General features: G+C 61.3%; 18 protein-coding genes, 1 tRNA gene and 2 pseudogenes. 14 read left to right on the forward strand and 7 right to left on the reverse strand.

Annotated elements, in window-relative coordinates; genetic code table 11:
• The first annotated feature begins 97 nt into the window (after positions 1-97).
• The 5 genes and pseudogenes from P6U23_RS10210 (at position 98) to P6U23_RS10230 (ending at position 7,400) form a co-directional block, all read left to right on the forward strand.
• Complete coding sequence (locus P6U23_RS10210; RefSeq protein ID WP_407179507.1) at positions 98-1,216, forward strand: IS110 family transposase; 1,119 nt, start codon at positions 98-100, stop codon at positions 1,214-1,216.
• Between the two features lie 443 nt (positions 1,217-1,659).
• A pseudogene (locus P6U23_RS10215) lies at positions 1,660-2,722 on the forward strand (IS110 family transposase).
• Between the two features lie 620 nt (positions 2,723-3,342).
• On the forward strand, positions 3,343-3,645 hold the full coding sequence (locus P6U23_RS10220) for a hypothetical protein (RefSeq protein ID WP_407179508.1): 303 nt from the start codon (positions 3,343-3,345) through the stop codon (positions 3,643-3,645).
• 276 nt (positions 3,646-3,921) lie between these two features.
• Positions 3,922-4,077: a hypothetical protein gene (locus P6U23_RS10225; RefSeq protein ID WP_407179509.1), complete on the forward strand. Its 156-nt coding sequence runs from the start codon at positions 3,922-3,924 to the stop codon at positions 4,075-4,077.
• A gap of 569 nt (positions 4,078-4,646) precedes the next feature.
• The gene (locus P6U23_RS10230) at positions 4,647-7,400 is read left to right on the forward strand and encodes an autotransporter outer membrane beta-barrel domain-containing protein (RefSeq protein ID WP_407179510.1); all 2,754 of its coding nucleotides are present in this window, start codon (positions 4,647-4,649) and stop codon (positions 7,398-7,400) included.
• 241 nt (positions 7,401-7,641) lie between these two features.
• Here P6U23_RS10230 and P6U23_RS10235 read toward each other — a convergent pair whose 3' ends face one another.
• Together P6U23_RS10235 and P6U23_RS10240 are read right to left on the reverse strand one after the other, a co-directional pair.
• Entirely contained in the window at positions 7,642-8,139 is a 498-nt protein-coding gene (locus tag P6U23_RS10235; protein ID WP_407175752.1) for a lipocalin-like domain-containing protein, read from the reverse strand.
• Positions 8,140-8,447: 308 nt separating this feature from the next.
• Positions 8,448-8,681, reverse strand: coding sequence for a hypothetical protein (locus P6U23_RS10240; RefSeq protein ID WP_407179511.1), 234 nt, complete (start codon positions 8,679-8,681; stop codon positions 8,448-8,450).
• 1,517 nt (positions 8,682-10,198) lie between these two features.
• On the opposite strand from P6U23_RS10240, the gene P6U23_RS10245 reads away from it, so the two are divergent.
• From P6U23_RS10245 to P6U23_RS10255, 3 genes are read left to right on the forward strand one after another with little or no spacing between them, the layout of a single operon-like run.
• Positions 10,199-11,086, forward strand: coding sequence for a class I SAM-dependent methyltransferase (locus P6U23_RS10245; RefSeq protein ID WP_407179513.1), 888 nt, complete (start codon positions 10,199-10,201; stop codon positions 11,084-11,086).
• A 43-nt stretch (positions 11,087-11,129) separates the two neighbouring features.
• On the forward strand, positions 11,130-11,819 hold the full coding sequence (locus P6U23_RS10250) for a glycosyltransferase family 2 protein (RefSeq protein WP_407179515.1): 690 nt from the start codon (positions 11,130-11,132) through the stop codon (positions 11,817-11,819).
• Entirely contained in the window at positions 11,816-12,223 is a 408-nt protein-coding gene (locus tag P6U23_RS10255) for a DUF2304 family protein (protein ID WP_407179517.1), read from the forward strand. Before P6U23_RS10250 ends, P6U23_RS10255 begins: the two co-directional genes overlap by 4 nt.
• Positions 12,224-12,255: 32 nt before the next feature.
• On the opposite strand, the gene P6U23_RS10260 is transcribed toward P6U23_RS10255, so the two are convergent.
• Positions 12,256-13,953: a hypothetical protein gene (locus tag P6U23_RS10260; RefSeq protein WP_407179518.1), complete on the reverse strand. Its 1,698-nt coding sequence runs from the start codon at positions 13,951-13,953 to the stop codon at positions 12,256-12,258.
• Positions 13,954-14,169: 216 nt separating this feature from the next.
• On the opposite strand from P6U23_RS10260, the gene galE reads away from it, so the two are divergent.
• Positions 14,170-15,300: a UDP-glucose 4-epimerase GalE gene (gene galE, locus P6U23_RS10265; RefSeq protein WP_407179520.1), complete on the forward strand. Its 1,131-nt coding sequence runs from the start codon at positions 14,170-14,172 to the stop codon at positions 15,298-15,300.
• A gap of 32 nt (positions 15,301-15,332) precedes the next feature.
• On the opposite strand, the gene P6U23_RS10270 is transcribed toward galE, so the two are convergent.
• Positions 15,333-15,420, reverse strand: a tRNA-Asp gene (locus tag P6U23_RS10270).
• Between the two features lie 312 nt (positions 15,421-15,732).
• Here P6U23_RS10270 and P6U23_RS10275 point away from each other — a divergent pair.
• Entirely contained in the window at positions 15,733-15,936 is a 204-nt protein-coding gene (locus tag P6U23_RS10275) for a hypothetical protein (RefSeq protein WP_407179522.1), read from the forward strand.
• Positions 15,937-16,170: 234 nt separating this feature from the next.
• On the forward strand, positions 16,171-16,488 hold the full coding sequence (locus P6U23_RS10280; RefSeq protein ID WP_407179524.1) for a hypothetical protein: 318 nt from the start codon (positions 16,171-16,173) through the stop codon (positions 16,486-16,488).
• Between the two features lie 300 nt (positions 16,489-16,788).
• On the opposite strand, the gene P6U23_RS10285 is transcribed toward P6U23_RS10280, so the two are convergent.
• Positions 16,789-17,910, reverse strand: coding sequence for an IS630 family transposase (locus P6U23_RS10285; RefSeq protein WP_407181403.1), 1,122 nt, complete (start codon positions 17,908-17,910; stop codon positions 16,789-16,791).
• A gap of 43 nt (positions 17,911-17,953) precedes the next feature.
• Here P6U23_RS10285 and P6U23_RS10290 point away from each other — a divergent pair, with 43 nt between their 5' ends.
• On the forward strand, positions 17,954-18,211 hold the full coding sequence (locus tag P6U23_RS10290; RefSeq protein ID WP_407176729.1) for a LexA family protein: 258 nt from the start codon (positions 17,954-17,956) through the stop codon (positions 18,209-18,211).
• Between the two features lie 405 nt (positions 18,212-18,616).
• Here P6U23_RS10290 and P6U23_RS10295 read toward each other — a convergent pair whose 3' ends face one another.
• Both P6U23_RS10295 and P6U23_RS10300 read right to left on the reverse strand, forming a co-directional pair.
• The gene (locus tag P6U23_RS10295) at positions 18,617-18,955 is read right to left on the reverse strand and encodes a c-type cytochrome (protein WP_407179526.1); all 339 of its coding nucleotides are present in this window, start codon (positions 18,953-18,955) and stop codon (positions 18,617-18,619) included.
• 66 nt (positions 18,956-19,021) lie between these two features.
• Positions 19,022-20,686 (reverse strand): pyrroloquinoline quinone-dependent dehydrogenase, encoded by a 1,665-nt coding sequence (locus P6U23_RS10300; protein WP_407179527.1) that lies wholly within the window; start codon positions 20,684-20,686, stop codon positions 19,022-19,024.
• A 1,038-nt stretch (positions 20,687-21,724) separates the two neighbouring features.
• Here P6U23_RS10300 and P6U23_RS10305 point away from each other — a divergent pair.
• Both P6U23_RS10305 and P6U23_RS10310 read left to right on the forward strand, forming a co-directional pair.
• Positions 21,725-22,606: a sulfurtransferase gene (locus tag P6U23_RS10305; protein WP_407179529.1), complete on the forward strand. Its 882-nt coding sequence runs from the start codon at positions 21,725-21,727 to the stop codon at positions 22,604-22,606.
• Between the two features lie 470 nt (positions 22,607-23,076).
• A pseudogene (locus P6U23_RS10310) lies at positions 23,077-23,217 on the forward strand (zinc-ribbon domain-containing protein); the annotation flags it as partial.
• Positions 23,218-23,245 lie beyond the last annotated feature (28 nt).

The following is a 23,245-nucleotide window of genomic DNA, read 5'->3' on the forward strand; positions in this document are numbered from 1 at the left end:
GAAAGTCCCCTCCACAAAATGAGGCGACTCACCCTCGATGTTGCGACGAGGGTTGCCTGGATGGACCGGGCAGAGCCTCAAACAAGGAGGGCGAGTCGTGGGTCATCATACCGAGATCTTTGTCGGAATCGATACGTCAAAATCGCGCAATGCAATAGCCATTGCCGATGGCGGCCGTGGCGGCGAGGTCCGATATCTCGGGGAGTTTTCTGCCACGGAGGCAGCGATCCGAAAGCTGGTGGCAAAGCTTGCAGCGAAATGCTGTCATTTGACGTTTTGCTACGAAGCAGGGCCGACAGGATATGGCCTCTACAGACTGCTCAAGAGCCTCGGCCATGACTGCCTGGTGGTGGCCCCCTCGCTCGTTCCGAAGAAGGCCGGCGATCGAGTGAAGACGAACCGGCGCGATGCGGTAAGCCTCGCCAAGCTGTTGCGCGCGGGCGAGCTCACCGCGGTGTGGGTGCCGGACGAGCGCCATGAGGCTATGCGCGATCTCTCGCGCGCCCGTCAGGCAGTGAAGAAGGACCTCCAGGGCAAGCGTCAACAGATCTCGTCATTGATGCTGCGGCTGGGACGCATCTATCCGGGCAAGACAACGTGGGGACCAGCCCACATGAGATGGCTGATGTCGCAGAAGCTCGAGCATCGCGAGCAGCGCATCGCATTCGAAGAGTTACTTGAGGGGATACGCCAGGAAAGTGAGCGGATGGAGCGTTTGGAAGATGCCATCCGCGAGGTGGTACCCGAGTGGTCGCTTGCCGAGGTTGTCGCGGCCCTGCAGGCGATGCGGGGGATTGATCTCATTGCGGCTGTGGGGGTGCTGGCCGAGATCGGTGATCTCTCCCGCTTTCAAAATCCGCGCGAGCTGATGGGCTATCTGGGTCTGGTGCCCACGGAAAACTCGACTGGCGACAAGGTCAAGCGCGGCGGCATCACCAAAGCCGGTAATGGGCGGGCGCGACGTATTCTTGTGGAGGCGGCCTGGAGCTATCGATATCCGCCGCGCGTGAGCCGAGACAAGCAGCCTAAGGTGGAGGCCGCGCCGAGAGGCGCGCGAGAGATTGCATGGAAAGCGCAAACCAGATTGTGCGGACGCTTCCGCTTGCTCGAGCAGAAGGGCAAGCGGCGAACCGTAATCGCCACGGCGATTGCCCGCGAGCTATCCGCCTTCATTTGGGCAATCAATCGCGAGCTCATGCCGCCTCGACAGGCGTAACGTCGTTGGGGGCTGTGGACCGCTCGAGCCGTGAGGTGCGCTCGACCGGCCCACAGCCCCTTTGTTGCAATCAGGATCAGGGGTAGTCGCAGACATCAATCGTGCAGAGGTGAAGGTGGGACCACGGCAGGGGAAATCCTGAAACCCATTATGTGGCCGATCATCCGATCGACGCGCGACGCTAGACCAGGGACAGCCCCAGACGAAAAAACGGAAATGCGGTATCCAACCCGCGCATCAGAGCCTGTTCACCGACGTCTTTGGGTCCCGCCTTCTCCTCTGCACGATCCATCGGCGCAAGAACTTCACGATGAGTCCTCGTGGAGATAGGAAACCGTGCGCTGTGTGCTTGACTGGGGACATCAGAATGGGATGGTCCGGCCGTGCTCCGGCCCTACCAGCACGAGAAGCTGGCGAGGGGCGCTCATGACAAGGAGCACGCCATGTCTCAGAAACTCAACGCGGCGATCGCCGTGATTGGCATCGATATCGGCAAAAACTCTTGCACATCGTGGGTCATGATCACCGCGGTGCCATCGTGCTGCGGCAGAAGTGGTCACGCGGCCAGGTGGAAACGCGGCTCGCCAACCTGCGGCCGTGCTTGATCGGTATGGCGGCCTGCGTCGGCGCCCATCATCTCAGCCGCACACTCCAAAGTTTGGCCACGGCGCCCGTCTGATGCCGGCGAAATACGTGCGCCCGTATTCGAAGGGACAGAAGAATGACTTCCGAGATGCGGAAGCCATCGCCGAGGCTGTCCAGCGCCCGACCATGAAGTTCGTCGCGACCAAGACGGCCGATCAGCTCGACCTTCAGGCACTGCACCGCGTCCGCGATCGATTGGTCGGTCAGCGTACCGGCGTCATCAATCGGATCCGAGCGTTCCTGCTGGAACGGGGCATCGCCGTGCGGCAAGGCCCGCATTCCCTGCGGTCCGAGTTGCCGGGCATCCTGGCAACACGCAGCGACGTGCTCTCGCCTCGCATGTTGCGCATCATCGAGGGGCTGGCGGACGACTGGCGCCGACTAGATGCGCGGATCGAGGGGCTGTCGAGCGAGATCGAAACACTCGCCCGCCAAGATGAGGCCTGCCAGCGATTGATGACGGTGCCTGGCATTGGCCCGATCATCTCGAGCGCAATGGTGGCCGCGATCGGCACTGGAGACGTGTTCTCGAAAGGCCGCGACTTCGGCGCCTGGCTTGGACTGGTGCCGAAGCAGATATCGACCGGCGACCGCACGATCCTCGGCAGCATATCACGGCGCGGCAATCGCTACCTGCGCGCGCTGTTCGTGCAAGCCGCGTGGGTTGTGCTGGTCAAGGTCAGGTGTTGGGAGCGCTATGGCCTCAACTTGTGGATCGAAGCCGCCAAGAAACGATTGCACCACAACGTGCTGGCGATTGCGCTCGCCAACAAGCTCGCCCGGATCGCCTGGGCGGTCCTCCACAACGGACGCGCCTTCGCGTGCGTCAAGACGGAGGAAACGGTGTCCCGACCTGCTTGATCCTCGCGCCATGCGCGGCGCCGTCAAGGCGCAGCCTGGCAGCAGGAGAGCAAGACGTCAGGACAGCACGGCGGCCGGCCTTGACGGCCCCTTGCGCGCGGCGCGTCTGCGCGCGCAGGCCGGGACGAAGGAACGACCGCCAGGCACGAACAAAGGAACAGCGCGAAGTGAGGAGCTATCGATGACCTAACAACACCGCTACCCGCCGAGGTCTGCGAGAGGATGAGACGACGATGGAGGATCGGTCTTCCCGGCGCATGCGAACACTGGTGACCCAAATGGCCCGGTCGAGGCCTGTCCGCTAACCAGATCGCATGCGCGCTGATATCCATGATGGCCCGGAGCACCGCGCTCCAAGCAGAGGCCGGATACATTGATGCAAGACCGCCCACCGCTAGGTCGTCGAAATCTTCTTGCAACGCACGGCCGGACCATACAACGGGGTCAATCGTGACGGTTTTGCCCGATCCCGATTAGGTTCGGTCTACGCCCTCAGAGCCGACATGCAGGCGACAGGCGGATTTCGTTGCGAAGGGCCATTAACGGAAGTCAGGGATTTCCATGGCATCCCTTAAGAGAACCTCAACTACTGGCGCATTGAAAGAGCAGGCGCAACTTCAATGAAGCCTAGGAACGCGTTCATTGCCGGATGCTTTATCCTGGCTGGTGTGGGTATCGTTATGGCGGCGATATCCGGTTCGCTAATCATCAGCAAACTCCCATCATCTGACTTGGCCGAACCCTTCCGTCACCGAGCGACGCACTACAATCAGCAAGGCGCGAATTTCGTCGTATTTTCTTCCTTTGTCTTTTACTTGACGCTGCAAGTGGCGGGCTTTGTCGTCGGCATTTCTCTGATTGGATTTTCAGCCCTTACCGCATGGAAGCATCTGATAAGGCCACGCCCCGTCCCAAAAATTTGATCGGCAGCGATGTCGCCGATGGCTCAATGGTGACGGTTTTGCCCGATCCCGATTAGGTCTAGTCTACGCCCTCAGAGCCGACATGCAGGCGACAGGCGGATTTCGTAGCGAAGGGCCAACAGCAGACTAGATCGGGGGCCGTCAGCCTCCAGCAGATCCGCCACAACGAAGCTGTGGGAGCGGGTGGCGGCTTATGCGTTCCACCAAGGGTGGCGCTTGAGAAGCATCGCTCTTTTCACTATAGTCGTTCTCCTCGCCACTTGGAGGAGATATCGGATGTTTTTGACTTCCTGTTCTTCCCTTGGTTGCGTGGCATTGGCATCGTCGTTGATCACGTTCAGCGATCAAGTCATGCCGTCCTCGTTTCACCACTCGAAGCTCGCGTCACCGGACCTGATGCTGGTCGCCGCGGCGTGCGGCGTCCCCGAATGAGGCTGTGGACCTTGCCGTGCACCTCGGCATCCTTGGCATGGATGAAATGCATCCCGGCCCGGATCATATAGGCGCGTCGGAAAGCTGAATTTTCAGACACCCTGCGGTTGAGCGCAATATAGGTCAGCGCTACTGGCTTGTGCTTGGATGGCAACAGCGGCCGAGATAATGCGTTGCGGCCTTGGTTGCCATAGTTGTGTCGATTCGACCTAAGATTGTTGCACTCGTTACGGCCGAGTCAATGGGAGTGCGACGTGGCCCTTGAGTGTTACGTACGATGCGCGGCCCTGCCGCAACGTTGGCGCCGTCATCCGCTTGGAAGCACGCGAGCCGTTGTCCTGCTTTGCGGAGCTCTCATCTCGGCCCCGCAAGCGGCACGCGCACAAGCATGCAGCACAAACCCCGGCAATGGTGGCGTCCTTCAGAGCGGCGGCACCTGTGTCGATAATAACGCTGTATCCACCGGCTTCGGAAATGCCGTCGACGCGTCGAACAGCGCTAACGTCACCGAAAATGGGACCATCACAGCGAACGGCGGCGGAAACGGCATTGTTGCCGCTACGCGCGCCGTGGTCACCGCCAACGGTAACGTGAACGCCGCCAATGACGACCTGATTGCGACCAGCGGTGCCACCATCACTGTCAACAAGGTCGCGCTGGGGAATACCGGCGGCGGCGCGCAGGCCGCGCTCTCAAACAATGCGTCAATCTTCCTGAACAACGTCACGATGACCTGGCCCAACGGCTTTGGCCAACCGCTGCTCCAGGCGACGAACGGCGGGCTTATCCAACTCAGCAATTCGTCGATCAACATTCCAAGCGGCACTGTGCCCAGCGTGCTGAATGCCGACGGCGCCGGAAGTCGGATCATCGCCAGAGATTTTCTGACCATCCAGATCGGAGCCGCGAGTCCCATCGGGGGGGTGGGACTGGGCCTGGGTAACGGAAACAGCGCAGTCAGGGCACAGGGTGGCGGAACCATCGAGATACCCGACGGTGGCAGCATCACGATGCTTCAGGGGGGCGGGAATACGGGTTTGCTGGCGACGGGCACAGGCAGCTCAATCACAGCGAACAATTTGGTTCTGATGGACGGCACCGGCGGCGGTGACGCCGGCGCACTCGCCACCGCCGGCGGGCAGGTGACGTTGACAGGCGGCGCCATTACCATTCCGGGTGCCGGCGGCGGCGAGGCGGGACTGGCGGCGGTCGGGGCTGGCAGCTCCGCCACCGCAACCAATGTGACGATCAACGTCTCAGGAGCCGCCGGGGACGCCGGCGTGAATGCCCAGACGGGCGGCACGGTCACAACGAGCGGCGGCTCGGTCTCCGTCGTCAACGGTGCGGGCGGGCTGCTGCAGGGCGGTGGCACCGCGACAATGGCCGGCACCGATGTGACGGCTGCGGGAAGCGGCGGCATCGGCTTTCTGTTCAACGAAGGCCTCGCGTTGGGCGCCCCCGTCAACACGTTGACCTACAGCAACGGTACCATTACGGCCAGCGGCGCGTCCTTCTCGGTGCAAGGCACTACGGCAAGCATCAACCTCACCAATACGACTGCGGTTACAAACAACAATACCCTGCTTGAGACGCTTTCGTCGGGCAACACCACGTTCAACGCGGCGGCATCGACGCTGCAGGGGGTGATCACGACAGATCCCAGCATCGCTACGGTCAATCTCACGCAAGGGACCGTGTGGACAATGACCGGTAATTCGAATGCAACCAACGTCACCAACAACAACAGCCAGATCATCTACACACCGCCAACCGGCGATCCGACACAACTGTCGAACTACAAGACGCTGACCGTGACCAACTACGGCGGCACAGGCGGCACGATCACCCTCAACACCTTTCTGGGCAACGACAGCGCTCCGTCCGACAGGCTGGTCATCATTAACGGCGGAACCGCGACAGGGTCGACGTTCCTCAGAATTTTGAACACGACAGGTCCGGGCGATGAGACGACTGCCAACGGCATACTGGTGGTGCAGACCCTCAACAACTCCACCACGGTGCCTGGCGCCTTCTCGCTTCTGCCGGGCACGGAAGTGCGCGCCGGCGCTTACGATTATTTCCTGTTCCGGGGCGGCATCAATGGCAGCGCTCCGCAGGATTGGTTCCTGCGTTCGACCTTCACGGTGCCACCAGTGACGCCCGTGCCGCCGATCGGTACGGTTCCTCCATCTCCTCCACCGCCGCCGCTGGTAGTTCCACCACCAGTCCTGCCGGCCGAACCGCCCCCGTCGCTCCTGCCACCCGGCACCCTTTTTCCGATCATTGGGCCGGAGCTTGCGACCTATGGCGTGGTGCAGCCGATCGCGCGGCAGATGGGACTCACCACGCTCCTCACGTTGCATGAGCGCGTCGGCGATGCGGCGGCCGACGCCGCATGTTTGAATGTCACGCCCGAAGACGGCGCCCTCATCACCAAAGCTCCACCTGTCCCGTACGGGAACTGCCAGCAGGCGGTCTGGGGCCGGTTGTTCGGCCAGCAGATCGACAACCACTACCAGGCCTTTGCGGACCCACGTGCGACCGGCCAGGTGGCCGGCATCCAGACCGGCATCGATGTCTGGCGTGGCAGCCTGATCCCAGGCCACACCGATGCCGCCGGGCTCTACTTCGCCTACGGCAATGGCAATGTGAGCGTGGACGGCCTCGTCACCAACGCGGCCGCAACCGCCTATATCCTGGAGCACACCGGTTCTTTGAACCTCAATGCCTATTCGGTCGGCGGCTATTGGACCCATTATGGTCCTGGCGGCTGGTACGTGGACGCGGTGCTGCAGGGATCGTTCTACAACGGCAATGCGACAACGCAGTTTGCCAACCTGCCGACCAACGGCACCGGCTTCACCTCCTCGCTGGAGGCAGGCTATCCAATCCCGCTGCCATGGCTTGGGCCGCGCTTCGTGCTGGAGCCGGAGGGCCAGATCATCTGGCAGCGGGTTTCCTTCGATGACGCGAATGACGGCTTGGGGCTGGTCGGGCTCGGCACCACGTCCGGCGCCAGCGGGCGGCTCGGTCTGCGCGGCAAGTGGACCATCGACGATCCCGCCGGGCGGGTGTGGCAGCCTTACGTGCTCGCCAATGTCTGGCGCGACTGGGGCGCCAACGCGACGACGATGTTCGGCGTCGACTCGGTGCTCTTGGCCGAGCAGGCGACGCGGCTGGAGTTCGCCGGCGGCCTCAGCGCGAAGATCCTTCCCGGCCTCAGCCTCTACGCTCAGGCCGGCTACCAGTTCGCCGTGAGCAGCACCGACGGCGGCCGGCGCGATGGCGTCAAGGGCGACTTCGGCGCGCATTACACCTGGTAGGGCTGCGCTCCGAGCCTTTTCCGAGATCGATTGGAGGTCCGATGTGGGTCATCAGCGTCGGTTGCGCCGCCTTACCGGCATTTCCGTTCTACCCCCTCAAAGCCGACATTCGGATGATCGCCGGAGTTCGTCGGTGTGGGCCAACAGGAGACATTTGCAGCCTTGTTCTCCCGCCTTCGACAGCAGGTCGATACGAAGGCGCAGGCATCACTTACGGCAACTCCAGCAAAACTATGCTGCGCTAAGGCACCTGCTTGACGCGCTCGAACGTCAGAATCCCGACCCCCTCGCGCCCGTCAATCGGACTCTTATTCGGTTCGGTCTTAATCACGAGCCTGTCGCCCTCAAGTCTATAATAGCGGACCTGATCAGTTCCAAGTCGGCGTCCGTCCCATTCGATATCGACGTGATGAACAACCTTCCCGGCAGACAGTTTGTATGTGCCACCATATGCAAGCATCGACTTGTGCAGTTTAATCCGCTCCTCGTCGGTCGGCTCAGCGCGCGGATGCGGTTGATCGTCCGCGACGAAAAGGCCGAGCATTCGTCCATCGGCAGCGTAGCTGAGATATCCGTCTGGATGCTCGCCCATTTGATTGTAGCGTTCGCCGGTACCCGCGACTTCCCGGACAAACGACTTCAACTTCCAAGTTCCAATTAGGGGATTGTCCTCAGATGCCCCGGACATGGGTCCGAGCACGCCCAGCAGCAACAAAATCAATAGCGACTTGCGTATCATGTGTCCCCCTTTTTCAGAGCGCACGACCGTCTTAGAGCTACCAACGCGGAGCGAACATATCACTTCATTGGTCGATGTCTCTTGTAGGGTCATTCGCGTCGGTTGCTCCGCCTTGCCAGCATTTCCGCTCTACCCCCCCCCGAAAGCCGACATTCGGATGATCGCCGGAGTTCGTCGGTCTGGGCCATGGACGCCGTTCTACAGCATCCGTCACGCAAGGGATCTTTTCGAGCGACTCTGGAGGGGCGCTCAGCGCTGAGTGACCCGACCAAAGTCGTCGGTCGTGGTTGCACGCCAGCGTTCTCGATTTACTGCAGGACGGCTTCCCACACGGAGCGAGTCCCGTCCTTAATTTCTTGACGGCCGCCGTTCTCTCCCCTGCCTTGTACAAAGAACGTCGCGCAAATTTCGAGATTGTTGTTCGGCGGGTCAGTCGTCATGGTGTATCCGCCGTACTTGATGAGCCAATATTGCGGGTGCGCTGTCGCGTACCCTGTAGCATCGAGGATGCCTATGATGCCGAGACGAGTGCCGGTCTTCACGCTGATCGCGATGGTCGCGCTGGGCGTTCGGGCTGAAGCGCAAGCGCCATGCGAGGAATTGGTGCGACTGCACAACGCAGCCAATGCGGCCTGGAAAGAAGCGATGAGAGCACCGCAATCGGAACGCTGCGGAGCGCTTTATCGTGCCTCCTCAGCGACGGAGGCGACGCTCCACTACACAAAGAACAATCGCGAGTCATGCAACGTTTCTGTCTCACTGCTGAACCAAGTGGAAGGATACCACCGCGAGGCGGTACAGGCTCGCGACAATGTTTGTGCTCGACGCCCTCTTCGACCATATCCACCGGATATCATCCAACATTGAAATCGTTGAATGCTTGGTCGCCTGGTGTTCGCGGCCTCGTTTCCGGCAATTGACTTCCGACTTGGGTTCATTCGCGTCGGCATTGCCACGTCGGCCTTCTGGTCCGCTATCGACAACACCCGACATTGCCGGCCGGGAGTTGGGGCGTAGCGCGTGGGCAGGATTAGCGAAACCGTAATCCGCTGATCGAAAGACATGAGGCCTCGGCAAGCGCTGAAAGCGATCGCCTTAGCTGGGTCGGCAAGGCGAGCGCGGTGCCAGCATTCCGGCGGTGCGCCCCGATCGTCTCGCGTCAGCCGGTACGAAATCGTGTTCGCCGATGCCTGCAGAACGAGAAACACAGCCGAAGTGTCGCCGGCATTCGTGACGAGGTGAGGGCGCCCCGGCGGCACGGAACAAGCGTGCCCGCGCGCAATGTGAACGTCCTCCTTGGGTTCTGCAGGAAAATCTGCGGCGCTCCCTCGATCACGTAGAACGTGTCCTGGACGTTGTTGTGATAATGCCACGGCACTTTCTGCGTCGGGCTGATCTGCAATTCCGTGATCCGGAAACTGGGGACGGGCTCCATATTGCGCGCGGCGCTCGAGCTGCATCGGCCTTGGTGCTACTCCATGAACGTCAAGACGAACAGTGGCGCGCGATAATATCAATGGTTAGGTAGCCGTAAAATAAGCATGGTAGATTGTCAGCGCCAGACAAGGTGCTGGCCCGATTGAGGGCAGTAAGCAGCGGCAGCGGCCTCGCGCTGCGGTTGTAGGAATTCAACGAAGAGAAATTATGGATCTCAACCACAGAAGAGTTCGCAGTTTTGTTGTGCGGGGCGGGCCACTCAGAACAAAACTGCGAACCGGATCGAGTAAGACGAGGGAGCTGCAAGCCATCCCTTCCTATCGGATCGAGCACGTCATGGAGACGCCGGAGCTCGCGGACGAGTAGCGCGCCCGCATCCTGGGCAAGACCGCGGCCAAGCCGCTCAAGATCAGCCCCAGCTGACTGTGCGTCCGCGTGACGATGCTGGTGCCCGGTAGCTCCGGCGTCGCACCCTCCGATGACCACCGCCTTACCGTGCTGCACCCGCGAGAGTGTGGACCATGCTCTATTTCGCAGCCGCCAAGCAGCCTGCGTCCCCGTGGCCTGCGCCGAGCGGAACAAGTTCGGCATCGGGGGCGTTTTTTCGCACTGAAGAATGCCCTTGGACGAGACGCATGTGCGCATGCGCAACGACCGACCTGCGGTTACTTTGAAGTGCCCCGCGTGCAGTCAAGCGACGCCGCATCGGCTTCTCTACGTCAAGAACGGTTGCGACATCCTCCAATGTCGTGACTGCGGACTGGGGCGCACCGAGGCACCGCGCTTCGATCCCCTCGCCTATTACGACGAGGGCTACTTTTCCGGCGGTCAGAGTGACGGTTATGCCGACTATCGCGGTGCCGAAGCCGTGCTAAGGCACGAATTCGGCCGCACGGTCAAGTTCATCCAGTGCCGCAAGCCACAAGGCTGTCTGCTCGAGATCGGTTGCGCCTATGGATTCTTTCTGGATGAAGCGCGCCGCGCCGGATTTGAGGTGAGCGGCATCGAGCCGGCGGAGGCGGCTGCCGCGCATGCTGGCGATCTCGGCTTGAACGTCGTCTGCGGCCTGGTGAGCGAAGCGGCTCTCAAGTCGCTTGGCACGGCGGACGTCATCGTCCTCCTCGACGTCATCGAGCATCTGCCCGACCCGCAGGAAGCCCTTGCGCTGCTCGCGGACCATCTCCGGCCGGACGGAATCATCGTGCTGACGACCGGAGACTTCGGCTCGTTGGCGGCGCGGTCGACCGGCGCGCACTGGCGCCTGATGACGCCTCCGCAGCACCTCTGGTTCTTCAACCGCAACAGCATCGCGCTTCTCGCCCATTCGGTCGGCCTTCGCATCGACAGTTCCGATCATCCTTGGAAATTCGTGCCGTTCTCGCTCATCGCTTTCCAGGTCGGTCGCATGCTCGGCCGCAAGATCGTGGCAAGCCCGACCGGCAACCGGTTCGCCATTCCGGTGAACCTGTTCGACGCGATGCGCGTGGTCTTGAGCAAGGCGCCCCTATGATACCAGCTTCAGATGGGCCGTTTTCGTTACAGATGGATGAGACATGACCGGCCGGATTCGCAACGCCTGGGTCGTTGTCGCGGCATACAATGAAGCGCCGATGGTCGGCAGCGTCGTGTCCGGCCTTCGCCGGGCCGGATACGCGGTCGTCGTGGTCGATGACGGCTCCGGCGACCGCACCGGCGACGTCGCGTTGCTCGCAGGCGCGGTCGTCGTCCGGCACCCGATCAACCTCGGACAAGGCGCCGCGCTGCAGACCGGCATCGACTACGCCCTCGAGCAGCGTGCGGATGCGCTCGTCACGTTCGACGCAGATGGCCAGCATTCCCCCGCGGCCATCCCGGCGCTGCTCGCAGCGATCGAGCAGCCCGGCATCGATTTCGCGCTCGGCAGCCGCTTTCTCACCGGCGCGACCGCAAATCTGCCGATGTCGCGCCGCATCCTGCTCAGCGCCGCCCTCTGGTTCACGCGCGCGAGCACCGGCCTGCCGGTCACCGATACCCACAATGGCCTACGGGCGATGACCGCGCGCGGCGCCCGCGCGATCTCCTTGCGACAGAACCGAATGGCGCACGCGTCCGAGATCCTGCACCAGATCGCGCAGAGCCGCCTGCGCTTTGTCGAAGTGCCGGTGAATATCGAGTACAGCGCCTATTCGCTGGGCAAGGGTCAACGCGTCACCGATGCGCTGACCATCCTGATCGATCTGTTTGCGCGGAGGCTCTACCGATGATCGCACAGTTGTTGCTGACAGCCCTTCTGACGTTGGTTCTAGTCTACGCCTGGTCGGCGCATCGGACCGTGCCGATCATCGGCCTGCTCGCGAGCGGCGCTGCGCTCGCTGGCCTCTACTTCGTCTGGGTGCAGGAGCACGCCACAGCGCTTGCGGCCCTCGTGGGAATTGGCCGCGGCTCTGACCTCGTCGTCTATATCTGGGTCGTCATCAGCCTGCTCATCGTGCTCAACTTGCATCTCAAGCTGCGGCTCCAACTCGACATGATCACGCGGCTGGCGCGCGCCGTGGCGATCGATCGCGCAAATCAAAGCCGGCGTGAGGCGGGCGCCCCTCGAAAACGTCGCCCCGTCCCGAATCGAAAGGCCGAGGCGATCCCGACCGAATTGCAGGCGAAGAAGTAGATGCGATTGCCAAATCGGGGCGGGATATGACGTCACTTGCCGAGCCGGCGACGATTGGCATAGATCTCGGCGAACGGGCGGCCAAACCGCGTGACTTCATCAACCCGCACGGCCGTCGTGCCGACGGCACAAGGCCAGCGCTCAGTGGCGATCAGGTAATCGGCCTTCTGCAGATCGGTTTCGGCAATCCAGTTGCGACGGAACATCACGCCCGCAAATTGCTCGCGCCAGGCCAGGCACACCAGCACGCGCGGCGGATCGCCGGCGAACCGGCCTTCGGCGTCAATTCGATGTTCGAGACGGCGCAGCGCCTCGGGAGCCGCCATGCTCCAATAGTCGAGGTCGAAGCGGCCGTAGGCGCCGGCGACGCCACCTGCCAGACCGTTCATCGCGGCATATTCGAGGGGATGCAGGATGCCGAGCGTCACGACGATGGCGACGGTGTGCGCGACTCCGACGGCCACCGGCACAATCGGGATGCGTCGCAAGATGGGCAAAAGGCTCGCGAGCCCACACGCGGCCACGATCGCGAGCATTGGGATCACGAACAATACGTGGCGAACTCCGTCGTAGAGCGTCGAGCCCTGCAGGATGAGCGCTCCGATTGGCCCGAAAGCCGCCACGCTGATGACCAGAACCGCGCGCGATTTTGCGAGTTCGGCCGCAACCGGTCGCAGTCCCATAAGGCCGGACCGATGCAGGGTGCCGAGGGTGGCGCGGGTCCACGAACCTGCGGCACCGATCCAGACCGATATGCCGAGCAACAGCAACGCCAAAAAGCCTTCAGGCAAGCGCGCCAGGAGCTGGCCGGGGATATACCAGGCGGGCACGTTATCGGTGAAGGTGCGCCGGCCCCAATTCTGGAATTCGAACGATGTATCGAGCTTGGCAAAATGCCTGTAGGCTTCGAGAAATTGTGTGAATGGATTTCCTATCTGCAACCATGGCCAGAGTGCAATCGCCGTCAGCCAGGCGATGAGGATGACGAGCAGTGTATGCAAGGCGATCTGGCGCAATTGGCCATAGCCCGCGCGGCCATGGCGCAGCAGCGCCTCCAGCGCGCACAGGCTCATGCCGCCGACGAGGTAGGCGTGCGTGATCACTCCGCCGGTGCGGGTCGCGATGGCGAGGCCGGTCGCAAGGCCCGTCGCCAGGGTTACACGCCAGCTCGGCACCTCCTGCCGCACCATCAGGACGATCGCGAGCGTCGACCAGCTCATGACGAACAGGAACGGCACGTCGATCGGGGCGAAGAACAGGCTGCCGTACAGGAAACCGGTCAGCAGGCACAAGGCGAGCGCCGTCAACCCAGCCCAGTACCCGACCGTAAGTCGTGCGATCGGCACGACGGCGGCAAGCCCAGCGAGGCCCAACAGGAAGGTCACGGCATGCCGGACCGTGATCGGGTTCGCGAGCTCAAGCCGTTGCACGGCTGCGACGAGCATTTGAAACCACGGTCCATACATCCACAGATAGTCTTCGACTGTCTCGAACTGAGACCGGTCCGCAAAGCTGCTCGTGTACCAGGCAAGCGCCTTGGGGCCGTAATCGTCGGTGTTGAATTCGTCGGTCGACACACCGTAATCGGCGGCGGTCACAAGCCCGACAAGCAAGGCCAAGCCGAGCACAAGGACCACGAGAAGCGTCTCGGCATGGCGAGCAGCAAATGCGACGCCGAAGTTCGGCCTCGCAAAGCCAGAGCCGTCGTCCTCCACCCGTTCAAGCGCCATGCGCAGACGATTTTGCCATCGGCCGACACCACCGCCTGCATCACATCAGGCGAACCCCCAGCGCACCTCAGGTGTTGTCCTCGGCATGGGCTTCGATAACACGCCTGAAGGGAACTTTGTTCCGAAGTTTCAAATCGGGTCGCGGGCCATTTCCACGGTGGCAGCAGCCCGTCACTTAGCCTGGCAAAGAGAGTTCATTCTCTTAAGGCGATAACAATGGCGATCCTTATCACCGGAGGTGCCGGATACATTGGGAGCCACATGGCGTACGAACTCGCTGATCGTGGCGAACAGCCCGTCGTGATCGACGATTTTTCGTCGGGCTTCGAATGGGCCATACCATCCGGAGTTCCGGTTTTCGGCGAGGACATCGGGAATCAGCGGCGAGTTGCGCCGCTGATCGCGAAGTATGGGATTTCGGAGATCATTCATTTTGCGGCTTCAGTCGTCGTTCCGGAGTCGGTTGCTGAACCGCTTCGATATTATCGCAATAACACCGCAAATTCCCGAAACCTATTCGAGGTCGCAATCAGGAGCGGAGTGCAGCGTTTCATCTTCTCGTCGACAGCCGCGGTGTACGGGAATCCGCCGGCAAATCCTGTCACGGAAGAGACCCCCGTTGCGCCTGTGTCACCTTACGGCTCGTCCAAATTCATGGCCGAAACAATGCTGCGTGATGCTGCGCGCGCTCATGGCGTACGCTACGTCATCTTGAGGTATTTCAACGTAGCAGGCGCCGATCCTGCTCTGCGGACCGGACAGGCAACGCGAGGGGCAACGCATCTTATAAAGGTTGCAGCGGAAACTGCCGTGGGTCTGCGAGAGAAGATGCAGGTTTTCGGCACCGATTATCCCACGCCTGACGGGACCTGCATCCGCGACTATATCCACGTGAGCGACCTCGTAAACGCCCATTGGCAAGCGCTTTCATACCTGCGCGGTGGTGGAGAGTCCCTGACGCTAAATTGCGGCTATGGCCGTGGTTTTTCGGTCTTGCAGGTGATCGAGGCCATGCGGCACGAATCCGGAAACGACTTTCCCGTCGAATTTGTCGCCCGCCGGCCTGGCGATCCGGCGGAGATCGTGGCGTCGCCAGAGCGGCTGCGCAATCTGCTAGGCTGGCGGCCCCAATGGGATGATCTTTCCCTGATTGTCCGCCATGCGCTCGCTTGGGAACGCAAACTATCGGCACAAGGTAACGCAAGGCTTCCCTCCAGCGTGTCTCAGCTAAGTCCCAATCCGTCGGCAAGGCGAGACGGGACAAGGGTCTGCGGCGCAGAGTTGAACGTTCATCCCGAGAACAGGGGACGCGCCGGCGATGAGCCTGATGAGGCGGCGGCATCGTAGAACGTCGTAGAATATCGCGAAGCATCGCAGCATGGCGCTCCGTAGGGGGGAATCGAAGCCCTATTGAAGCCCTATTTCGGCGTTGATAGGGCCGCGTTCTGACGGTTAGACGAACGGAGCGAGGTCCGCGAATGCGGGCCTTTCATCTGCCCGCAGAGGTACGAAAATCGGTTCGTTTTGCTCCCGCTTGGTATGTCGCCGTGGCCAACCCCTTTGAAACGTACATGCTAGGGTCGGAAGAGGTATTTACGTCCTCAACGGCTGTTTGAACCCGGAACGAATGGTGCAGTCTGGGACTGTCCGTCCGCAGCTACCCGCCGCAAAGGACACGACCCTTACTCAGCGTCGGCGACCCGTCGCTGAGGCTTTTTCGCGTATTCAGTTTTCGCGCAACCCGGGGATTTAGGGAGACAGAATGCGGCGGCGAGTTTTATGGCCGAAGACGATCCTGACATTCAGGCTTTCCTGAAGCACGCTCGCGTCGCGTTGGCCGAAGGAGCTGCTACCCTGTTTCGCGGCGATCGGATCGAGTACCGGGCGCTGGTGATCGATATTGACCTTAAAGGGCGGATGGATGATTGGCAGTCGCGCAGAAAAGCCGGCGGACTGCTCCGAGTCTTGCCGCCGTTTACCTGAGCGCTGGGCTAGGCCGCCAACGACCTTCGCCGGGGATGGGCAATTCTGCTGCAAGCCCTTGACCTCGGCGCAGGTGGTAAGCGCGATTTCCAAGCTTCTTCGCGATCGCCTTAGCTGGGTCGGCCGTAGGAACGCAACCAAGGACCTTTGAGAATTTAGAAAATGCAATCGCAGCCAGGAAACGATCGGGTGTTCGCGCGTTACCGGACCGGAGCAGCGCATTGGAGGACAGGCATGCGAACCTCTGTTCTCGCGACGATTGTCGTTGCCGCAAGCGCGATCGCCTTCCAGGCAACGGCGCAACAGCAACAGGCCGCACCTAGTGAGCAAACCAAGGAGCAGATGCATGGTGATGTAGATAAAGGGCTCAAGACTAGCGAGCCCAATGAGCAAATGCAGCGTGATGCAGACAAAGGGGTCAAGACTCGGAACTCCGGAGAGTCCGGATACGTTGCCGACCAAGACAAGCCCGGTGCTTCTGCCCATCCTCCGGGCCGACCGGAAACTGAGCAGACTACCGGCTCGACTGGGCAAACTGGCGCTCCGAAATAGAGTCGCCGGCGACTCGCCCGCGTAGCCAACGCGTCTTTTTCCCGGAAGCGGGACTCGCGCGCAAGGGCGGCCCGCGTGTCAGTAGCGAGTGTGCCCACGACCGGGTAAGGGGCTCAAACCTCGCGATCGTTCGCGACCCAAGGCCGCTCGCTCGGTACGGCGCTATTTGGGAGCGCGCTCGCTCGCGGCTTGCTCCATTGAACCCGACCAACGACCCGTTGTGACCCGCTACCGACTGCAGGGGTGCATTGACGTGATGGCGAACCGGTTGAGCCGGGGACTAGTACCTCTGCACAGAGATTATGACTCTTTGGAAGTGTCTGGGTAGGCTCGCCCCATTTTTGCGCGGGCCTTTTCCGTCGTGAACATCCATTTGATGCGGGAGCGGGCAGCATTTCTTTGCCGTTCCCAAGCGGTGATTTCGCGACGCAGTCGCTTTGGGTCGTCGATCCTGCGAGCGAGGCACTGACCGCGCAGGACGCCGATCTCGATCTCAACCATGTTGAGCCAGCTTGCGTGCTTTGGGGTGTAGTGGAACTCGATCCGCCGCAAGATCCGTCTGGCTTCGGTGGGCGGGAACGTTTGATACAGGGCGCCGGCGGAGTGGGTCGATAAGTTATCCTGCACAACGCGGATGGTCTCGGCATCGGGATAATGGATGTCGACGAGGTCGCGGATGCATTGGGCGTAATCTTCTGCCGCTCGCCGCTCAGTGACTTTGACCTTGCGCCAGGGACGATGCACGTCGAGGAGAACGAAGAGATTGATCGTACCATTGCGACGATACTCGTAATCGTAACGTTCGAGCTGACCCGGCCTGGCCGGGATGGACTGACGGACCTCGCCGATGAGTTGCACCGGGCTTTCGTCGAAGCACACGACCGGCCGCTTGGGATCGGGCGCTTCGGCATAGAGATCAAGCACGTCCTCCATCCTGGCGACGTATTCGCCATCGACCTGCGGAATGCACCACATGTCTTTGCGCCAGGGTTTGAGGTCATTTTCGGCCAAGCGCCGCCGAACCGTCTCCTGCGACAGGCTCTTGTGTTCGGTGAGTTTGACCATCGCGCCTGCCAGCAGCTTGAGCGTCCAGCGGGCACGGCCCTTTGGGGGGCTGGCACAGGCGGTCGCCACCAGCAAGGCTTCTTCCTTGCCAGTGAGTTTGCGCTCCGCTCCGGGACGCGGCTCTTCGCTCAGCGCCCGCTCCAGATTGCCTTCCACGAAGCGTCGCTTGGTCCGATACACGGTCGAGCCGCTCACGCCAACGCTCCTGGCGATCTCTTCGTCGCCGGCCCCGGCATCTGCAGCCAGCAAAATCTGCGCTCGCTTGAGCTTGCGGGACGCATGCTTGCCGCCGCTGAGTAGCGCCCTCAGTTCGGTGCGCTCGATTTGGCTGAGTTCGACCCGATAGCGTACATTCATGGCGTGCCTCCTCGTTCGAGGCACGCACGAACAACTGAATCGGATGGCCGGCGTGAGTCCTTCGACAAAACCCTTCACGCCCACGCAGGGGCAGTATCTGGCTTTTATCCACCTCTATACCCGGCTGCATCGCAGGCCCCCGGCCGAAACCGACATGCAAGAATATTTCCGCGTCAGCCCGCCTTCGGTCCACCAGATGGTGCTGACGCTCGAACGCGCCGGCCTCATCAGACGGCAGCCAAGGACCCCTCGCAGCATCGAGGTCCTCGTTGATCCGAAAGACCTGCCGGAGCTAATTTGACCGCCGCACCCAACCCGTCAAAATCACTGTGCTGAGCCACTAGGAAACCCGAATAGTGCCCAGCACTTCGAGTGCGGGAAGATGATTGGGACCTGGTCCGTGAACTTCCATCAAGGCCAGCGGTCATGTGCACCGCGCAAACAGGCCGGACATATGAGCGCACTCGACCAGCTTGCCGAAACGTCAAAAAACCTCTTGCACCGCAGCGGCCGTCCACACCTGGGCACTTCACCATACCGGTATGGCGCCGCGCCCGACCACGCGCTCCAATTGGCAAAACTGCGATACCCTGCGCCTTTGCACTCGCCCGCGCGAGCTTCGCAGCTTCGATCGCGGTCTCGGTAACCCTCACGCTAGCGCGGCTTGCCTGGACGGGCTCCGCGGGCCGTTACCCCCATCTACAAACTACTTCTCTTGGTGGCTGATTGACATGACATAGGCGGTGGCCTTCCAGATTTCTTCATCGGTCATTACACCGCGCCACGCCGGCATGCGAAGTCCGCGTTTCTCTCGGCCATCGGCGATCGATTGGAACACTCCTTTGGGGTCAAGATCGCGATGGGCGAGATTGACGCCGCCTCTACCGTCCTCACCATGACAATGTGCACACTGCTTCTCCAAAAACAGGTCATGGCCCGCCGCAATCATTTTCGGATCTTTGAGGTTCGGGATGTCTTCTTGCGGATAGGCGGCGTCGCCAATAAAAATCCACGCAATCGCCACCAGCACCAGTCTGTACATCATGGGAACTCGTCCGACGCTGAAGCGTGATAGGGGCGGCCGCGCCCGGCCACCCCTAGGCTAGTTCGCCTATTTAGGGAGCTTAAAGGCAATGAGAGTCGAAGCCGCCGGGATCTTTTCGAGTTGGGGGAGCAAGGCCGGCATCAAGATTGCAGCGTAGGAGCCCCATCCGCTCGGCACCAAGATATATTGCTCGCCATCGACAGCGTAACTGATGATGCCGCCGCGCATTCCCGAGCCGGTATTGAAGCTCCACAGCACATTTCCCGTGTCGGCATCGAGGGCCCGCAAGATCCCCATCGGATCGCCGTTGAAGACCAGCCCGCCGCCGGTGGTCAGCACGGTAGCGAAGCCGGGGACATCCATCTCATGCGACCATTTGAGCTTGCCGGTGATTGGATCGTTTGCATTGAGCCGGCCGGGTTTGCGCCCATCGGGGGCCATCACCAGCCGCCCGAAATCATTGGCGCCGATATGACCGGTGCCATAGTCCTTGGGATCGTCCTTCTGGGCAACGGGCTTGAGGTATCCGCAGAAATCCAGCACGTTGTTGTACCAGAGTCCGGTGTTGGGATTGTAGGCGCCGGAATTCCAGCTGCGTCCACCGAAGGTGGATGGACAGATGAGCGTCTCCTGATTCATCGGCAATTCGACACGGCCGATCAACTCGCCGGTTTTCTTGTCGATGTCTTTCACAAAGTTCTTGAGGTCGCTGATCGGCCAAATATTTTCGATGCTGCCATCATTCTTGTCCAGCACGAAAGCGTAGCCGCTCTTGTTCATGTGGACGATCAGGTCCTTGCCATCCTTCTTGAACAGCAGCGTCTCATACGTCGAATCGTAATCCCATACGTCCTGCTTGATCTCCTGGCGATACCATTTCAGATGCCCGGTCTCGGGATCGAGTGCGACGATCGAATCGGTGTAGAGGTTGTCACCAGGCCGCTCCTCATTGATGAAATCCTTTCCGGGATTGCCGGTGCCGTAGAAGACGGTGTTCGTCTCAGCGTCGTAAGTGCCCGGCATCCAGGCTCCGCCACCGCCGTATTTGCCGCTCGTGCCAGGCCAACTCTTCGGGTCGTCCTTAATGGTGTTGAACTCCCACACCTTCTTGCCGCTTTTGGCTTCGACACCATAAATTTTCCCTTGCGTCGCCAATTCGCCGGCAGTCGAGCCGAAAGTCAGCATGTCGCCGGCAACGACGGGCGGCGAGGTGAAGTTGCAACCGTGGCAGTTCTGAAAATCTGTCAACTGGACCTGCCATATCTCCTTGCCGGTTTTCTGATCGAGCGCAATGCCGCGCCCATCCACCGTGCCGATGAAGACCTTTCCGTCGCCAACGGCGACGCCACGGCTATAGGGTGAGAACAACACCTTCTTGGTGAGCGGATCGAGCTTCGGCTGATAGGTCCAGAGCTCCTGTCCGGTTTTTGCATCCAGCGCTGCCACCCGATCACCAGACGTGATCGAATAGATCACGCCGTCTATTGCCAAGGGCGTCTCTTGAATCCCCATGGTGATATCGCCGCCCTGAGCGATCCATGCCACCGAAAGCTTGCTGACGTTGTCCTTGTTGATTTGATCGAGCGGGCTGTAACGCCACGCGTTGCTGGTCCGATTGTATTGTGGCCAATTATTAGGGTCTTCGGTGCCCGGGCCCGCAGCAAGCCCGAGCGTTGCAGTGCTGAGCAAGCAAGTCAGAGCCAAGCTTGTCGACAAAGTCATTTTACGCATTGTCATTCCTCCCTTTGATAGCTCTGATAGTTTCGTTGTTCTTCTCAAGCCACAGCGTCAACGCCCGCACAAAACGAAGCCGGCCCGTTTCTGATACAGCGCTTTTCTCCAACGCGGCGGACGCTACGGACTATCCAAGCGCAAGGCCAGGTCGCCATCGGCCATCTCTCGCCGATGTTGACCTCGGTGCTCGTCACACCTGGCAGCTGTGTATCAGCTACGGTAGGCGCGACCCCTGCCTTGCAGGGGGCGTTTCCTATTAGCGCTGCCTAACGCGCATTCAGCAAAGTGGGAACCGATTTGCGTCCGAACGCGCTGTGATTTTATGAGTCGGCCGTTTTCCGGGCGGCCGACCGGTGCCACTCAGCCTGAAAGCGCGCTAGCTCGGCAGTTGGCATCTGCTCTCATCCGCCATTTGCCGATCCAAAAAGATTGCGTCCGGTGGTGAGCGATGTCAACTGCCGGCACGAGTTGAGATCGATTGTGCGCGCGTGGGCTTGACGGCCAGCTCTTGGCAATGAGCCATCAACGGATGGAGCTGGGCAATCCGCAGCAGAACGGCTGCCATGAGCGCATGCATCTGACCTTGAAGCTGGAGCCCACCAAGCCGGCGCCCGCAACTTTCTGCAGCAGTAGGCGAAGGTGGATGACTTTATCGACCGCTACTGCAACGAGCCACCGCACCGAGCAAGAAGGCTACTCTGAACGAAGAGAAGCGCTGCCCAGTCGACCTGCATCAACCACTCGACAAACGCCGTAAAGTGCGATCCAATACCTTACCGGGCTGGAAATGCATCCTGCCCCCATGCTCTCAGCTTCTCCCGCAGCTATTTTGACCTGCGCCCGATGCTGCGAGTTTTCATTCAAGAGCAAGGTGGGCTGGCGCTCGTCGGTCCGGGCCGCGCGCCGGCGGCGGCCGATGAGGCCAAGGAGCCATTCTCGACGGATGGCGCACGCACACGCGCTCAGGTGCAGGTTCGGTCAGCGTGTTGTCCGTTCGAGCTGAGTGACCACAGTGGCACCGGCCGGAGGGCGCCGATGTTCGTGGAACCAACAGGGAGGATTCTCATGAGCCAGTATGCTGATCCTGAAGTGCTGGTTGACACCGGCTGGGTGGCGGCGCACCGGGAGGACCCGAAGGTGCGGCTTGCCGAGGTCGATGTCGACACGGGTGGATACGACCAGGGGCACATTCCGGGGGCGATCGCCTGGAATTGGACGACGCAACTCTGCGACACGCTGCAGCGTGATATCATCCCGCCCGACGGCTTCCGACGCCTGATGGAGGAGTCGGGGATCGCCAACGACACGACCGTGATCCTGTACGGCGACAACAACAACTGGTTCGCCGCCTGGGCGCTATGGCAGATGAAGATCTACGGGCACTCGGACGTCCGCCTGATGAACGGGGGCCGCCGCAAATGGCTCGAGGAAGGGCGCGAGCTGACGATGGATGTGCCACAGATCGCGCGCAGCAATTACAGCTTGCCCGGTGAGCCCAATTTCTCGATCCGGGCCTATCTCTCCGACGCGCGGGCGGCGACGGCGCAAAACAGCGCCGTGCTGGTGGACGTGCGTAGCCCCGACGAGTTCACAGGTCGGATCCTGGCGCCGCCTGGCCTTCCCGAAACCTGCCAACGCGGCGGGCACATCCCGGGCGCGCGGAATATCCCTTGGGCCAAGGTCTGCAACGAGGACGGCACGTTCAAGTCGGCGGATGAACTGCGTGCTATCTATGAAGGCGAGGGAGTAACCCGAGATCGTCCCACGATCGCCTATTGCCGTATCGGCGAGCGCTCAAGCCACACTTGGTTCGTGCTCAAATACCTCCTGGGCTACCCGGACGTGAGGAACTACGATGGTTCCTGGACCGAGTGGGGCAACCTCGTGCGGGCGTCGATCGAGCGCGCCGCGGCCTGACTCTCGAAAGGAGGTGAGCGCCATGCCAAGCGAAACGGTGTTACGCGCCGAAAGCTATCGGCGCAGGCGAGATCGCCTCGAAGGTTGGGAGGTCGACGTCGCCTCGTACAAGCTTGGTGGCCGGTACTGCTGCGAAGTGGACAATGTCAGCGCGGGGGTCAGATTGGCTCGAGGCGAAGGGACTACCCGCGAGGACGCAGAAGCTGCAGCGGTCAGGCGGGCAAGCGAATTGCTGGCGAGGACGCGGGTGTATCCACCGCGCTAACTCGTTCTTGCGCAAGGAAAGGCATCTGGCCGCGCCCAATTCGGGCGCGGCTTTTCCTTGGCAAAGGTCCGCACCCGGCTCACCCTCGTTCTGGGAGCCACCGACCTAATTTTACGTTCGGATTGAGCGCCAGACGCGGCCGCTGATGCAAGGCAGGGCTCCTTGTGCTAGGGTTTAAAAAGCTGACCGGGCCAGGGAGTGGCGCATGGAATGTCCGAGCTGCCGGGCCGACATTCCGGAGGAGAGCAAGTTTTGCGCGGAGTGCGGCGCGGCGCTTCCGGGCCGGTGTCCATCCTGTGGCGCAGCGATTCGGTCAGGTGCGAAGTTCTGTTCCGCGTGCGGTAAGAGGCTGACCGCCAGCAACCGTGATCCAA

The sequence above is a fragment of the Bradyrhizobium sp. STM 3562 genome (assembly GCF_045571435.1).
Taxonomy (GTDB): domain Bacteria; phylum Pseudomonadota; class Alphaproteobacteria; order Rhizobiales; family Xanthobacteraceae; genus Bradyrhizobium.

Bases quoted from the DNA above. Each gene is read 5' to 3' on its own strand.
- P6U23_RS10220 (WP_407179508.1), top strand. From the start codon at position 3,343: ATGAAGCCTAGGAACGCGTTCATTGCCGGATGCTTTATCCTGGCTGGT.
- P6U23_RS10295 (WP_407179526.1), bottom strand. From the start codon at position 18,955: ATGATGTACAGACTGGTGCTGGTGGCGATTGCGTGGATTTTTATTGGC.
- P6U23_RS10235 (WP_407175752.1), bottom strand. From the start codon at position 8,139: ATGATACGCAAGTCGCTATTGATTTTGTTGCTGCTGGGCGTGCTCGGA.
- P6U23_RS10305 (WP_407179529.1), top strand. From the start codon at position 21,725: ATGTTCGTGGAACCAACAGGGAGGATTCTCATGAGCCAGTATGCTGAT.
- P6U23_RS10250 (WP_407179515.1), top strand. From the start codon at position 11,130: ATGACCGGCCGGATTCGCAACGCCTGGGTCGTTGTCGCGGCATACAAT.
- galE (WP_407179520.1), top strand. From the start codon at position 14,170: ATGGCGATCCTTATCACCGGAGGTGCCGGATACATTGGGAGCCACATG.
- P6U23_RS10290 (WP_407176729.1), top strand. From the start codon at position 17,954: ATGGCCGGCGTGAGTCCTTCGACAAAACCCTTCACGCCCACGCAGGGG.
- P6U23_RS10275 (WP_407179522.1), top strand. From the start codon at position 15,733: ATGGCCGAAGACGATCCTGACATTCAGGCTTTCCTGAAGCACGCTCGC.
- P6U23_RS10225 (WP_407179509.1), top strand. From the start codon at position 3,922: ATGTTTTTGACTTCCTGTTCTTCCCTTGGTTGCGTGGCATTGGCATCG.
- P6U23_RS10280 (WP_407179524.1), top strand. From the start codon at position 16,171: ATGCGAACCTCTGTTCTCGCGACGATTGTCGTTGCCGCAAGCGCGATC.
- P6U23_RS10285 (WP_407181403.1), bottom strand. From the start codon at position 17,910: ATGAATGTACGCTATCGGGTCGAACTCAGCCAAATCGAGCGCACCGAA.
- P6U23_RS10255 (WP_407179517.1), top strand. From the start codon at position 11,816: ATGATCGCACAGTTGTTGCTGACAGCCCTTCTGACGTTGGTTCTAGTC.
- P6U23_RS10260 (WP_407179518.1), bottom strand. From the start codon at position 13,953: ATGGCGCTTGAACGGGTGGAGGACGACGGCTCTGGCTTTGCGAGGCCG.
- P6U23_RS10300 (WP_407179527.1), bottom strand. From the start codon at position 20,686: ATGCGTAAAATGACTTTGTCGACAAGCTTGGCTCTGACTTGCTTGCTC.